Genomic DNA, 13,130 nt, shown 5'->3' with positions numbered 1-13,130 from the left:
GGTGACGGGTTCGAATTCGGTCACGAAGTCTCCTCAGAGGCAGCAGCGAGTTCAGCGGCACCCTTGCCGAGGAGTTCTGCGACGGCGCGATCGGCGACATCACGAGCCGCTTCCGCCAGATCGGCGGCCGAGCGACTCTCGGGGGTTGCGGCGTGCGAACTGGTGATGCGCCGCGTCCCGTCGGCACTGTACACGCTCGCGCTCAGGAACAGAAGTTCGTCGTCGATGAAGGCCGTGACGCCCACGGGGGCCGCGCATCCGGCCTCGAGGCCGGCCAGCACGAGCCGTTCGGCGAGCGCGGCAGCACGGCTCGAACGGTGGTCGACGGCCTCGAGCGCCTGCTCGAGCGCCCGGTCGCCGCGTTCGCGTCGCACCTCGATCGCCAGCGCGCCCTGAGCGGCCGCGGTGGGCCACTCATCGAGCGGGAGCAGTTCGGTCGCGGCATCCGCTCGCCCGAGGCGGCCGAGCCCGGCCGCCGCCAGCAGCACCGCGTCGAGCTCGCCGGACTCGACCTTGCCGAGTCGCGTGTCGATGTTGCCGCGGATGTCGAGCACCTCGAGGTCGGGGCGCACGGCGCGCAGCTGCGCGATGCGCCGCGGCGACCCGGTGCCGACGCGGGCGCCCTCGGGCAGCGTCTCGAGGGTGAGGCCGTCGCGGGCGCAGAGCGCATCGCGGGCGTCGGCGCGCTTGGGCACGGCACCGAGGCGCAGGCCCTCGTGCTCGGCGGTCGGCAGGTCCTTCATCGAGTGCACGACGAGGTCGCAACGGCCGTCGAGGAGCGCCTCGCGCAGGGCCGTGACGAACACCCCGGTGCCGCCGAGCGAGGCGAGCGAGGCGCGTGAGACGTCGCCCTCGGTCGTGACGGGCACGAGTTCGACCTCGGCCTTCGCAGCAGCCGCGATGCGGTCGGCGATCTGGCGCGTCTGCGCCATCGCCAGCGCACTCGCCCGCGTGCCGACGCGGATCACGGAACCGGCCCGGCCGCTCACGGCGCGATCCCCGCCAGTGCCGGGCGGAAGCCGAGGCGCACGTTCTCGCAGCATCCGGGGCGGCACACGTCGTACCAGGGCCCGAGCTCGGTCATGGCGGGCCGCTCGGCGACCGGGGTGCCGTTGACGCGCTCGAGCACCAGGTCGACGAGACCTGCGACGTACGCCGGGTGCGTGCCGGGCGTCGGCACGCGCACCGCGGCGAGCCCGTGCTCTTCAGCGGTCTCGAGGGCCTCGTTGTCGAGATCCCAGAGCACCTCCATGTGGTCGCTCACGAAGCCGAGCGGCACGATGACGACGGCCTTTCGGCCCGCGGCGGGAAGTTCGGCGATCGCGTCGTTGATGTCGGGCTCGAGCCACGGCATCGAGGGCGGGCCGCTGCGCGACTGGTACACGAGCTGCCACGGCACGTCGGATGCCGCCGCTTCGCGCATGACGACCTCGGCCACGGCCCGGTGCTGCGCGGCGTACGCGCCGCCCTCGCCGAAGCCGCGCTCTGCGGGGCCGGACTTCGCGGCATCGGTCGACGGGATGGAGTGCGTCGCGAAGAGCACCTCGATGTCGGTGACCGGGTTCAGGCCGGGGTTCGCGGCCACGAGGCCGGCGATGCCGTCGCGCACGCCCTCGATGAAGGGTGCGACGAAACCGGGGTGGTCGAAGAACTGGCGCACCTTGTCGATCTGGATCACGTCGCCGAGCTCGGTGTCCTCGAGCGCGTCGGCGAAGTCCTCGCGGTACTGCCGACAGCTGGAGTACGAGCTGTACGCGCTCGTCGCGATCGCGATGAGCTTCGTGAAGCCGGCCGCCTTCGCCTCGTCGAGCGCGTCGTTGAGGTAGGGGTCCCAGTTGCGGTTGCCCCAGAGCACGGGGAGGTCGAGGCCCCGGCTCGCGAGCTCGGCCTCGAGCGCGGCCTTCAGCTGCCGGTTCTGCTCGTTGATCGGGCTCGTGCCGTCGAAGTGCCGGTAGTGGTGGGCGACCTCTTCGAGGCGCTCGTCGGGGATGCCGCGACCGCTCGTGACGTTGCGGAGGAACGGGATGACGTCGTCTTGCCCCTCTGGGCCGCCGAAGCCCGCGAGCAGGATCGCGTCGTAGGCGACCGGCTCGGTCACGTGCTCGGCGCCGCCCTGTGCGGCAGGAGTCGCACCCGGGACGATCGCACCCGCGGCACACGGCGCGGACGCCGCGGGTGCCGGCTTGCGGCCGCGCGGTGTCGTGCCCACGGAGTCTGCGCCCGTCGAACCGAGGTTGACCGCTGCCATTACTGCAGCACCTCCACGAGTTCGGCGGTCGAGATGCGTCGGCCGGTGTAGAAGGGCACCTCTTCGCGGACATGCCGGCGCGCGTCGGTGGCGCGCAGGTCGCGCATGAGGTCGACCAGGTCGGTGAGCTCGTCGGACTCGAGCGGCAGCAGCCACTCGTAGTCGCCGAGGGCGAACGACGAGACGGTGTTCGCGACGACGCCGCGGAACGCCGCGCCCTTGCGGCCGTGCTCGGCGAGCATGCGCCCGCGCTCGGCCGGGTCGAGCAGGTACCACTCGTAGCTGCGCACGAAGGGGTAGACCGTGAGCCACTCCTTGGGCTCGACGCCCCGCAGGAACCCGGGCACGTGCGCCTTGTTGAACTCTGCATCGCGGTGCACGCCCATGGCGTTCCACGTCGGCAGCAGTGCGCGCAGCAGTCGCGATCGGCGCAGCTCGCGCAGCGCCCACTGCAGGCCCTCGGCGGTGTCGCCGTGCAGCCACAGCATGACGTCGGCGTCGGCACGCAGGCCCGAGACGTCGTAGATGCCGCGGAGCGTGATGCCTTCGTCTTCGACGAGGGCGATCATGCCGTCGAGCTCGTCGACGAACCGGGGCACGTCGTGGCCGTCGAGGTCGTCGGGGCGAGCGGGGTCGCGGCGGAGCACCGCGAACACCGTGTAACCCACAGGGGACTGCTCGGCGTCGGATTCGGTCTGGAGCGCGTCGGCTGCCGCTTCGGCAGCGGGGGATGACATGCCCCTAGTCTCCCCCTTTCCCGCCCATCGGCCAAAAGAGGACTCCTGCCCGTCGCGGGAGTGCGCTCAGCCGCCGACCAGCAGCGCCGTCGAGTGCTCGAGGTGTTCGCGGATCGCGTCGGGCCCGCGCGACTGCACCTCGTCGACGAGCGTGCGATGCTCGGCGACGAGGCCGTCGAGCGTGTAGTGCGGACGCACGCGGCGCAGGAACAGCAGCATCTCGCCACCGATCGCGGCATGCGCCTCGATGATGCGGGGGCTCCCGGATGCCGCGACGAGTGCCCGGTGCAACGCCAGGTGCTGGCGCTGGGCCTCGAGCCAGTCGACGGATGCCTCGAGCCGGGCGAGTGCGTCGAGCGCGGGTGCGAGCAGGTCGGCCGGCCAGCTCGTGCCGTACCGGTCGCGCGCGATGCGCACGGCCTCGACCTCGAGGGCGGCGCGCACCTGCTGCAGGGCGATGATCGCGTCACGGTCGAAGTCCGCGACGCGAACGCCCCGGTAGGGCTCGGCGATCGCGAGACGTTCGGCCGCGAGTCGCTGGAAGGCCGCACGCACCGTGTGCCGCGAGACGCCGAACCGCGCGGCCGCAGCCTCTTCGCGCAGCGGCGCGCCGGCCGCGAGCGCGCCGGTGAGGATCTCGTCGCGCAGGGCATCGACCACCCGCTCGACGGCGGTGGCGCCGTGCGCGGGCTCGGTGGGGCTCATGCTGCGTCGGTCACGCGCGGCGCGAGGGGACTCAGTCGTCGGATGTCGCGGATCGGACGATGAGCCAGACGGTGACGCCGACCACCGCGACGGCGCCGATCGCGACGCCGAGCACCGTGCCGGGCTGCTCGTCGGCCGCGCGGCGCAGCTTCGCCTTGAGCTCGCGACCCTTGCGTCTGGCCTGCTTGGGCAGGTTGAGCTTGTCTTCGAGGGCGTTGAGCGTCTCGGCGAAGTCGGCGCGTGCACGTTCGGAGGCGACGCGGGCCTGCACCCGGGTGAGGTTGCGCTCGCGCTCCTTGGCGGTGCGCTTGGAGGTCTGCGGCGCGTCAGCGGCGGTCATAGTCACCGGTTCCCTTCAGCGCGTCGAGGTCGGCCTTCAGGCTCTCGACGGACTCGAGCGGCTGGGAGCCGCGCTTGAAGTTGACGTAGGCGATCCAGAGCAGCACCGCGATGATGAGCAGCAGGATGCCCGACACGGTGAGCGCCGCGGCCCACGCGGGCATCACGAGCGCGAGCGCGAAGATCGCCGTCGTGATGAGCGTGAAGAGCAGGAACACGCCGACGACGGCCGCGCCCGCCACGAGGCCGGAGCCGATGCCGAAATGCTTGACCTTGTAGGAGATCTCGGCCTTGATCTGGTCGATCTCGGCCTTGATCAGCGTGGAGACGGTGTCGGGCAGTTCGCCGATCAGCTGGAACAGCGACCGGTCGTCGTTCGATGGGGCAGCCATGATCGCTCCCGCCTAGGAACCGGACTTCGACGTGCGCGGCTTCGGCGCGGCCTTCTTGGGGGCCGCCTTCTTCGATGCCGGAGCGGCGGCCTCGGAGGCGACGTCGCCCGCGTCGTCGATCGCCGATTCGAGCTTGGCCGCCGTGTCGTCGATGGCGTCGCGCGCGGCATCCGCAGCCTTGGAGACGCTCGACTTGGCCGAGCGCGCGGCGGACTTGACGTCTTGCTTCGTGGCGCCGGAGCCCTTGGTGGCGTTGCCGATGAAGGACTTGACGCCGTCGAGCACCGAGTCGCTGACGTCGCCGACGCGCGCCATGGCGAAGTCCTTGACGGTGGAGACGCCGTTCTGCACGGTCGGCGTGTTCCACACGCTCTCGGCCGCGCCCTTGATCTGCTCGTAGCGCTGACGGCCGGCACGCGTGCCGAGCACGTAGCCGACCCCGAGACCGACGACGAAGAGGACCTTGCCCTTCATGTGCACCCCATTCCCCACTGCGCGTGAACGCGAACAGATTCCAGCGTAGACCCCGTGAAGGCTCGCGCAAGGGGGTTGCGCTGAAAGTATGCCGTTCCGGCTATGCGTCAGCGGCGGGGTTCACGGCGAGGTGGCGGATGCGAGCGGCGGCCTCGATCGCGTGCGGCACCACCGAGGCGAGCCCGGTTCCGGCGACCCATGAGCCCGTGACCTCGAGGCCGCCTTCTGCGGCGAGCGCGGCCTCGAGCGCCCGAACGCGGTCGCGCTGACCGATGGTCGCCTGCGAGAGGGCGTCGCGCCAGCTCGAGCGTCCGAGGGCGAGCAGGGCGTCGGCGGGCAGCTCGACACCCAGGAGGGCGGATGCATCGGCGAGCGCGGTCTCGTGCACCTCGGCCTCGCTCAGCCCGTCGAGGGGGTTCGGCTCGCCCGCGCGCCCGTAGGAGAGGCGCACGACGTGCCGTCCGTCGGTGCGGCGGGCCAGCCACGGCCACTTCGCGGTGGAATGCGTGAGCGCCTTGGCCGCGACGCCGGGGGTGCCGGCCGCGACGAGCACGCCGGTGCCGCGGGGGGCGTCGTCGAGCACGGGCGCGTCGAGCAGGAGCGTCACGATCTCGATCGAGGCCGCGGACGGCGCCTCGGCGAGTTCGTCGACCCAGCCGTCGACCGCTCCCGCGAGCAGCGTGCGCGACGCCTCCGCGGGGGCGGCCACGATCGCGAACCGGGCGTCGACGACGAGATCTTCGTCTTCTCGCGAGACGGTCGCGCGCCATCCGGCGTCGCCGCCGTCGCTCTCGGCACGCACGAGGGAGGCGACCGGGGCAGCCGTCACCACCCGGGCGCCGAAGCGGTCGAGCTGGGCGAGCAGCGCGTCGACGAGGCGGTGCATGCCGCCGTCGAGGCCCTGCACGGCGCTGCCCGCCCTGCGCTCCTCGAGCAGCTGACCGACCCCGCCCGAAAGCGACCCGGTGCGCGTCATGGCCTCGTTGAGGCCCGGCGCGACGACGTCGAGGTCGAGCTCGTCGGGGTTCGTCGAGTACACGCCCGACGAGATGGGCGCGACGAGGCGGTCGAGCACGAGCTCGCCCATGCGGTCGCGCACGAGCTTGCCGAGGCTGTGCGCGCGCCCGATGTTGAGGATCGGCTTCAGCCGGTCGAGGTACGCCCGGGAGGCGCCGTTCCAGCCGATGATGCGACGCACGTCGTCGCCGAGCGGATTGGCCGGGATGCCGAGCAGCCCCGTGCGCGGCAGCGGCGCGGCGTCCATGCCGAGGGCGCCGCCGCGCCCGCCACGGGCGGCCGGCCAGACCAGCCAGGCGCCGGCCGGGTTCGGCTGCTCGATCGCGTCGGCGAGGCCGAGGCCGCCGAGCAGCTCGGCGACCGCGCCCCCGCGCGTCGCGAACGACTCCGCGCCGGAGTCGAGCGTGAGGCCGGCGAGCTCGATGCGCCCGACGCATCCGCCGAGCACGTCGCGACGTTCGAGCACCGTGACGGCCAGGCCGATCTTCGCGCACTCGAGTGCGGCGACGAGGCCGGCGATGCCGCCGCCGATGACGACCACGTCGGTCGTGCGGTCTGGTCGGGGCTCGCCCTGCTCGCTCACGCGCCCGCCTCGTGCACGAGCTCGACGACGCGCGTGAGCACGGTCGGGTCGGTCTCGGGCGGCACGCCGTGGCCGAGATTGAACACGTGGGCGGGGGCGGCGCCGCCCCGGCGCAGCACGTCGCGCACCGCGGCCTCGAGCACCGGCCACGGCGCCGCGAGCAGCGCGGGGTCGAGGTTGCCCTGCAGGGGAACGCCCTCGCCGGTGCGCTCCACGGCCACGTCGAGCGGCACCCGGTAGTCGACCCCGACGGCGTCGACGCCGATGTCGTGCATCGCGCCGAGCAGCTCGCCCGTGCCCACGCCGAAGTGCACGACCGGCACCGCTCGCGTCACGCTCGCGCCCGAGGCATCCGTCGCCTGGTACTCGAGGTCGTGCACATGGCTGAGCGCGTTCGCCGAGGCGGGCGCGACGTGGGTCTCGTAGTCGGCGAGCGAGAGGGCACCGGCCCACGAGTCGAAGAGCTGCGCGGCGGATGCCCCGGCCAGCACCTGTGCGCGCAGGAAGCGCCCCGTGAGCTCGGCCGTCCAGTCCATGAGCGCGCGCCACGCGCCGGGATCGGCGTGCATGAGCGTGCGGGCCGCCAGGTGGTCCTTCGACGGGCCGCCCTCGGCGAGGTAGGCGGCGAGCGTGAACGGCGCCCCGGCGAACCCGATCAGGGGGGTTGCGGTGCCCGATGCGTCCGTGCGGTTCAGCTCGGCGATCGTGAGCGCCACGGCCTCGGCGATGGGGGCGGATGCCTCGTCGAGCCGCGCGGGATCGATGGCGGTCAGCTCGGCCACGCCCGCGGCATCCGCATAGCCCTTGCCGAAGACCGGGCCGCGACCGGGCTGGATCTCGACGTCGACGCCGACGAGCTTCAGCGGCACCACGATGTCGCTGAAGAAGATGCCCGCGTCGACCTTGTGGCGGCGCACCGGCTGGAGGGTGATCTCGCTCGCCATGGCGGGGTCGAGGCAGGCGTCGAGCATGCGCGTGCCGACGCGCAGCTCGCGGTACTCGGGCAGCGAGCGGCCGGCCTGCCGCATGAACCAGACGGGCGTGGTGTCGGCGCGCTCTCCTCTATATGCGCGCACGAGACGCGAGTCGCCGGTGAGGCCTGCGGAGAGCGGATGCTGCGAAGAGAGGATCACGCGTGCCATTGTCCCGTATCGAGCTGAGAGGCGGCGCGGGCGGTGGGCGCGGGCGAGGGGGCCGTCGCGATCGCGTCGCGCGCCGTTCGCACGTCACCCCTACTGGGGGTCGGAAAGCGTCATCTCGGAGGCCGGGCGATTGTTAGCTTTGCATGGAACTGTCTCGATCGACCCCGCTTACCCGTTTTCTCCGGTCGCGACAGGACGAACCCGACACTCGGCGCCGCGGTGCCGATGCCACCCGAAGGCCCTCGGCGCGCCCGCGCGCTCGAAACCCGCGTCCGCCATCGCCGCCGGACGCAACCCCGGCACGCGCCCGCGCGCCCAGCACGACCCGAACGCCGAGCACGACCCGAACGCCCCAGTTCGCCCAGCACATCCGTACGCCCCGAAGGAGAAGCATGTCCCTCAAGAAGTCGATCGCGGCAGGCGGTGCCGCGAGCCTCGCGCTCGCGCTCGTCGCCGTCGCCGTCCCCGCCCAAGCCGCGCCGATCGGCGATTGGAACTTCGGCGAGACCCGCGCGACCGGCCACTACGAACGCACGACCGACGGCCTGCACATCTGGACCGAGGGCACCGCGTCGACCGACAAGGTCGCCGGGTACCTCGACGTCGAGCTGCTGCTCTCGAGCGCGCTCACGAGCGGCCTCGACTACACGGCGAACTCCGGCATCGCGCCCGGTGCGCAGCTCGTCGTGGACCTCGACGGCGACGGCATCGGCGACGGCATCCTCGTCGGCGAATCGGTGTACGGCGAGAACTGGTGGCTGACCGGCAGCTCGAAGGACGCGTTCAAGGCACTCGACCCGTCGGGCGACGACAACGGCGGCAACGGATCCGAGTGGTTCGGCACCCTCGCCCAGTGGTCGGCCGCCGCACCCGGCGCCGAGATCGTCAAGGTCGGGTTCAGCCTCGGCTCCGGCGTCAAGGCCGACGGCGTCCTGCACGCCGTCGTCGCGGGCGATCAGCGCTACACCTTCGACGAGAACCCTCCCGTCGGCGTCGCCCCGGTCATCACGAAGGTCATCGCCGACGGCACCGTCGTCAGCGGCCGGCAGACCTTCGTGGTCGAGCTCGCCGATGACGACATCAGCTACACGTACATCGAGCTGAACCGCGGCGGCACCTGGCTCACCGACAACACCAAGTCGCCGGGCTCGAGCAACCACGGCCTGAGCCCGAAGCTCTCGGTCGACCTCGGCGCGTACCCGACGGCGCGTACCAGCTGAAGATCGTCGCGGTCGATGCGCGCGGTCTCTCGGTGAGCCGCCTCGTGCCGATCACGATCGACAACACCAAGCCGGCCGTCTCGGTCGTCGCGCCGGCCGCGGGCTCGATCCTTCGCGGCACCGTGCCGGTGAAGGTGACGCTCGACGACGCGCACCTCAAGAGCTACAACCTGCGCGTCGACTCCTCCGGCCTCGCCTACGCCTTCCAGGCGACCAACGGCGCCCAGCCCGAGTTCGCATGGGACACCACGACCGTCGCCGACGGCGAGCACACGCTGCTCGCCACCGCGACCGACGCCGCCGGCAACAAGACCGAGACGAAGGTCAAGGTCGTCGTCGACAACTCGGCCCCGGTCGTCACGATCGTCGCACCGAGCGCCGACTCGAAGGTCCGCGGCACCGTGCCGGTCAAGGTCACGCTCGATGACGCGAACCTGCAGAGCTACAACCTCCGCCTCGACTCGGACGGCCTGGCCTACGCCTACCAGGCGACCAACGGCGCCCAGGCCGAGTTCGCATGGAACACCACGAAGGTCGCCGACGGCGTGCACACCCTGCTCGCCACCGCGACCGACAAGGCCGGCAACAAGACCGAGACGAAGATCAAGGTCCTCGTCGACAACACCCGCCCGACGCTGACCGTCACGAACCCCGTCGACGGCGCCTCGTTCGCAGCGAGCGAGGGCGTGAACGTCGACGTCACGGCCTCCGATGTGCACGGTCTCGACTACATCGCCGTCAACCTCTACAAGGACGGCGCCCTGCAGAAGACGGTCGGCAAGCACACGGTCATCGCCGGCGGAGACGCCTGGTCCGGGTCGTGGACGCTCCCCGCGGGCCTCGCCGACGGCACCTACTCCCTGCGGGCCGGCGTCTTCGACCTCGCGGGCAACAACCGCACCGTCAACCTGTCGTTCGTGATCGAATCCACGATCGGCGCGGAGGAGCCCGGCGACGGGTCCGACGAGGGCTCGGACGACAACGGCTCCGACGAGGGCTCGGACGACAACGGTTCCGACGAGGGCGACGACACCGGCTCCGGCGACACCGGCTCGGGTGACACCGGCTCCGGCGACTCGGGTGAGAACCCCGACGAGACCGGCACCGGCGGCAGCGATGAGACCGAGGAGCCCGGCACCGACGAGCCCGCGGCCGTCCTGCCCTGGCTCGCCCTCGACGCCGCCGAGATCCTTCCCGGCGGCACCGTGAACGTGACCGGCGCGAACTTCCCCGCCGGCACCTCGGTGACGTTCGAGCTGCACTCGGAGCCCGTCGACCTCGGCGCCGTGGAAGCCGACGAGGCCGGCGCCGTCGCGTTCGCCGCAGTCGTCCCGACGTCCACGCCGGCCGGAGAGCACCACGTCGTGGCCCTGCTCGCCGACGGCAGCACCGTCGAGGTCCCGATCACGGTGACCGAGGCGGATGCCGCGGCCGCACCGGCCGGCACCGACACGACGCCGACCGCCACGACCGCAGCGGCCACCACCGCCGGTCTCGCGGACACGGGCTTCGAGGGTGCCGGCCTCGGCCTGGCCGCCCTCGCGGCCATGCTCCTCGGCGCGGGCGCCATGGCGCTCATGTCGTTCCGCCGTCGCGCCGCCGGCGCACGCGGCTGATCGGCTGTCGCACGCAGCACCTCGGACGGGCCCGTCACCTCGCGGTGGCGGGCCCGTCCGCACGTCGACGCACCCCGCCCGGTGCTCAGATGAGCAGTTGACGGGCCCGCCCTTGTCGGCGACCGCGCGATGGGTCTACAGTCGGACTCGTTGTGCGCCCCCCTCGCACGACGACGCGCCGCAGGCGGCGTGCCTCCGTCCCCCCGGAGAAATCGACGACATGTCCTGGTTCGTGTGTCCCCCCTTGTCCCCCTCGCCGATGATCGACCGTGCGAGTCGTGGCCGTCCCGCCATGCGCTCGCGCTCGTTCGACGCAGGGTTGTCCGAGTCCGGCATGTCGTCGTCCGCACTCCGCCTCGATGCGAGCGGAGCTCGGCGATGAGCGCCGATGCGCGGCACCGCACGGTCCTGACCGTGCTCGTCGCCGTCGCAGCCACCCTCGTGGTGGCGGCGCTCATCGCCGGGTCCCCGGTCATCCACGGCATCGTCTCCCGGCTCCCGGCGGTCCCGTCCGAGGCATTGGCCTCGCTGGTCGCCGTGCTCTGCCTCGTGGGTGCCGCGGTCTCGGCGATCACGCTGCTCGTGCGCGACGCGCGCATCCGGGCCCGGCGCACCACGCTCGCCCGACAGCACCCCGATGGGCTCGTCTGCGCCATCCGCGTCGGGCCGCTCGTGCAGCAGATGAACGAACTCCGACTCGACGAATCGGCGCCGATGCGCATCAGCCGGCGATACTCCATCGTGGCCGACGAGGCCGGCATCACCTTCTGGGACGGCGGTCGACGCCCGCGCCGCGTCGACGCCTACCCATGGCGCGAGGTGCGCAACATCCGCGCCGATGCGACCGTGGCCGGCACCGAGGTGCTCTCCGTGCTCGTGCTGCGCGTGCGCCGCCACAAGAACAGCGTCGAACTGCCGGTCGTGCTGGCATCCGGTCGCCCCGGACGCTACGCGATGTCGGATGCCGCGTTCTTCGCGGTCGTCCGCGAGTGGAAGGCGAAGCACCGCACGGCCCTCGCCGCCGAGGGCCTCGAGGTGCCGCCGCTGACCGCGCCGATCCCGGTGATCACGGCGGCGATGGCCCGCGAAGACGCCGAGGCGCGCGCGCTCGCCCTCGCGGCACGATAGGCGCGCGCCGCCCCATGGGTGCCCGCGGTGCCTCGGGGGCCGCCCTGATCAGGACCTCTCTCGACGGCGGGTAGAATCTCTCCGTGCTCATCTGCTTCTCCGCGAGTCACAAGAACGCCGGGTTCGACATGCTCGAGCGTCTTTCGGCGAACGCGAACCAGGCGGCACCGCGCATCCTCGAGGGCCATGACGCCGTGAAGGGCGCGGTCGTCGTCGCCACCTGCAACCGCTTCGAGGCGTACCTCGACCTCGATGCCCCCGAGGGCACCTCCCCCGTCGAGGTCGTGCACGAGGCCGTCCGCGCGGTGGGCGCCGTCGCCGACCTCGATGCGACCGAGCTTCGCCAGACCTTCGGCTTCGTGCACGGCAACGCCGTCGCCGGGCACCTCTTCTCCGTGGCATCCGGCCTCGAATCCGTGGTCGTCGGCGAGGGCGAGATCGCCGGCCAGGTGCGCCGTTCGCTCGAACGCGCCCGCACCGAGGGCACCACGACCCCCGAACTCGAGCGACTGTTCCAGCGCGCCTCCCAGACCTCGCGGCGGGTCAAGAACGAGACCGAACTCGGCGGCGAGGGCCGCTCGCTCGTGCGACTCTCGCTCGACCTGGCCGAGAGCCGCGTCAGCGACTGGGCCCAGACGAGCGTGCTCCTCGTCGGCACGGGCCGCTTCGCCGGAGCTTCCCTCGCGGCGCTCCGCGACCGCGGCGTCACCGACGTCGTCGTGCACTCGCCCTCCGGCCGCGCCGCGAAGTTCGCCGCGAACCACGGCATCGAGCCAGTCTCACCGGGGGCCTACGCCGGCGTCGCGGCATCCGTCGACCTCATCGTCACCTGCACGACCGCCGACCGGCAGGTCGTCGACCGCGACCTCCTGCTCGACGGACGCGCGACGCTCGCCGCGGCATCCGCACTGCCCTCCATCGGGCCGGTCGCGCAACCGGCGCGACCCGAACGGCGACAGCTCGTCATCGACCTCGGGCTGCCCCGCAACGTGGCACCCGACGTCGTCGAGGTCCCCGGCGTCGAGCTGCTCGACCTCGAGACCATCAAGATCCACGCGCCCCTCGAGGAGTTCGCCGCCACCGATGCCGCGCGGGCGATCGTCCTGCGCGACACGCGCGCCTTCGGCGAATCCGGTGAGGAGCAGCGCCTCGCACCGGCCGTCGTCGCCCTGCGCAAGCACGTGTTCGACATCCTCGACGCCGAGATCGACCGCGCCGCCTCCCGAGGCGACGACGACGGGCGCACCGAGGCCGCGCTGCGGCACATGGCCGGCGTCCTGCTGCACACTCCGATGGTCCGCTCGCGCGAGCTCGCACGCGCCGGCGACCAGCAGTCCTGGATCGACGGCCTCGAGGCGATCTTCGGCATCACGTCGGGCGACGAGGCGGCCGGGGCGGCCGACTCGGCCGGTTCGGCCGGTTCGGCCGGGCCTGCGATGCCGGCGGATGCCACGCACCGGGCGCAATCGGCCGGCTGACGCCGCGCCCAGCGTCGAGTCCGACTGCAACGTCGGATCCTCGCGATAGCG

The 13,130-nt window shown here is 72.4% G+C and carries 13 protein-coding genes; 4 read left to right on the top strand and 9 right to left on the bottom strand.

Going from position 1 to position 13,130, the window contains the following annotated elements:
• Positions 1–20 precede the first annotated feature (20 nt).
• The 9 genes from hemC to hemE form a co-directional block, all read right to left on the bottom strand.
• Positions 21–932, bottom strand: a complete 912-nt coding sequence (gene hemC, locus AC3IPY_RS00915) for a hydroxymethylbilane synthase (protein WP_489188395.1) — start codon at positions 930–932, stop codon at positions 21–23.
• A 53-nt stretch (positions 933–985) separates the two neighbouring features.
• Positions 986–2,248, bottom strand: coding sequence for a ferrochelatase (locus AC3IPY_RS00910; RefSeq protein ID WP_489186117.1), 1,263 nt, complete (start codon positions 2,246–2,248; stop codon positions 986–988).
• A complete protein-coding gene (gene hemQ, locus AC3IPY_RS00905) occupies positions 2,248–2,985 on the bottom strand; it encodes a hydrogen peroxide-dependent heme synthase (RefSeq protein WP_489186116.1) in 738 nt (245 codons plus the stop codon). Before hemQ ends, AC3IPY_RS00910 begins: the two co-directional genes overlap by 1 nt.
• Before the next feature lie 66 nt (positions 2,986–3,051).
• Positions 3,052–3,690, bottom strand: a complete 639-nt coding sequence (locus AC3IPY_RS00900) for a GntR family transcriptional regulator (RefSeq protein WP_489186115.1) — start codon at positions 3,688–3,690, stop codon at positions 3,052–3,054.
• A gap of 31 nt (positions 3,691–3,721) precedes the next feature.
• Entirely contained in the window at positions 3,722–4,030 is a 309-nt protein-coding gene (locus AC3IPY_RS00895; RefSeq protein WP_489186114.1) for a DUF3618 domain-containing protein, read from the bottom strand.
• Positions 4,017–4,421 carry a phage holin family protein gene (locus tag AC3IPY_RS00890; RefSeq protein ID WP_489186113.1) on the bottom strand — a complete coding sequence of 135 codons (405 nt, stop codon included), beginning with the start codon at positions 4,419–4,421 and terminating at the stop codon, positions 4,017–4,019. The genes AC3IPY_RS00895 and AC3IPY_RS00890 overlap by 14 nt, the downstream gene beginning before the upstream one ends.
• A 12-nt stretch (positions 4,422–4,433) precedes the next feature.
• Positions 4,434–4,895 carry a hypothetical protein gene (locus AC3IPY_RS00885; protein ID WP_489186112.1) on the bottom strand — a complete coding sequence of 154 codons (462 nt, stop codon included), beginning with the start codon at positions 4,893–4,895 and terminating at the stop codon, positions 4,434–4,436.
• A 100-nt stretch (positions 4,896–4,995) separates the two neighbouring features.
• Entirely contained in the window at positions 4,996–6,495 is a 1,500-nt protein-coding gene (gene hemG / locus AC3IPY_RS00880) for a protoporphyrinogen oxidase (RefSeq protein WP_489186111.1), read from the bottom strand.
• Positions 6,492–7,637, bottom strand: coding sequence for a uroporphyrinogen decarboxylase (hemE, locus tag AC3IPY_RS00875; RefSeq protein WP_489186110.1), 1,146 nt, complete (start codon positions 7,635–7,637; stop codon positions 6,492–6,494). The genes hemG and hemE overlap by 4 nt, the downstream gene beginning before the upstream one ends.
• A gap of 392 nt (positions 7,638–8,029) precedes the next feature.
• On the opposite strand from hemE, the gene AC3IPY_RS00870 reads away from it, so the two are divergent.
• From AC3IPY_RS00870 to AC3IPY_RS00855, 4 genes are all read left to right on the top strand, one after another.
• Complete coding sequence (locus AC3IPY_RS00870) at positions 8,030–8,857, top strand: hypothetical protein (RefSeq protein WP_489186109.1); 828 nt, start codon at positions 8,030–8,032, stop codon at positions 8,855–8,857.
• A gap of 44 nt (positions 8,858–8,901) precedes the next feature.
• Positions 8,902–10,473 (top strand): Ig-like domain-containing protein, encoded by a 1,572-nt coding sequence (locus AC3IPY_RS00865; RefSeq protein ID WP_489186108.1) that lies wholly within the window; start codon positions 8,902–8,904, stop codon positions 10,471–10,473.
• Positions 10,474–10,851: 378 nt separating this feature from the next.
• The gene (locus AC3IPY_RS00860) at positions 10,852–11,601 is read left to right on the top strand and encodes a hypothetical protein (RefSeq protein ID WP_489186107.1); all 750 of its coding nucleotides are present in this window, start codon (positions 10,852–10,854) and stop codon (positions 11,599–11,601) included.
• 83 nt (positions 11,602–11,684) lie between these two features.
• Positions 11,685–13,079, top strand: coding sequence for a glutamyl-tRNA reductase (locus tag AC3IPY_RS00855; RefSeq protein ID WP_489186106.1), 1,395 nt, complete (start codon positions 11,685–11,687; stop codon positions 13,077–13,079).
• Positions 13,080–13,130: the final 51 nt, after the last annotated feature.

Source organism: Agromyces sp. GL_144 (assembly GCF_057834305.1).
The sequence above is the reverse complement of the archived record's forward strand: the minus strand, read 5'-3'. Positions and strand labels throughout refer to the sequence as shown.

Bases quoted from the DNA above. Each gene is read 5' to 3' on its own strand.
- AC3IPY_RS00895 (WP_489186114.1), bottom strand. From the start codon at position 4,030: ATGACCGCCGCTGACGCGCCGCAGACCTCCAAGCGCACCGCCAAGGAG.
- hemC (WP_489188395.1), bottom strand. From the start codon at position 932: ATGGCGCAGACGCGCCAGATCGCCGACCGCATCGCGGCTGCTGCGAAG.
- AC3IPY_RS00910 (WP_489186117.1), bottom strand. From the start codon at position 2,248: ATGGCAGCGGTCAACCTCGGTTCGACGGGCGCAGACTCCGTGGGCACG.
- AC3IPY_RS00890 (WP_489186113.1), bottom strand. From the start codon at position 4,421: ATGGCTGCCCCATCGAACGACGACCGGTCGCTGTTCCAGCTGATCGGC.
- hemE (WP_489186110.1), bottom strand. From the start codon at position 7,637: ATGGCACGCGTGATCCTCTCTTCGCAGCATCCGCTCTCCGCAGGCCTC.
- AC3IPY_RS00870 (WP_489186109.1), top strand. From the start codon at position 8,030: ATGTCCCTCAAGAAGTCGATCGCGGCAGGCGGTGCCGCGAGCCTCGCG.
- AC3IPY_RS00900 (WP_489186115.1), bottom strand. From the start codon at position 3,690: ATGAGCCCCACCGAGCCCGCGCACGGCGCCACCGCCGTCGAGCGGGTG.
- hemQ (WP_489186116.1), bottom strand. From the start codon at position 2,985: ATGTCATCCCCCGCTGCCGAAGCGGCAGCCGACGCGCTCCAGACCGAA.
- AC3IPY_RS00860 (WP_489186107.1), top strand. From the start codon at position 10,852: ATGAGCGCCGATGCGCGGCACCGCACGGTCCTGACCGTGCTCGTCGCC.
- AC3IPY_RS00885 (WP_489186112.1), bottom strand. From the start codon at position 4,895: ATGAAGGGCAAGGTCCTCTTCGTCGTCGGTCTCGGGGTCGGCTACGTG.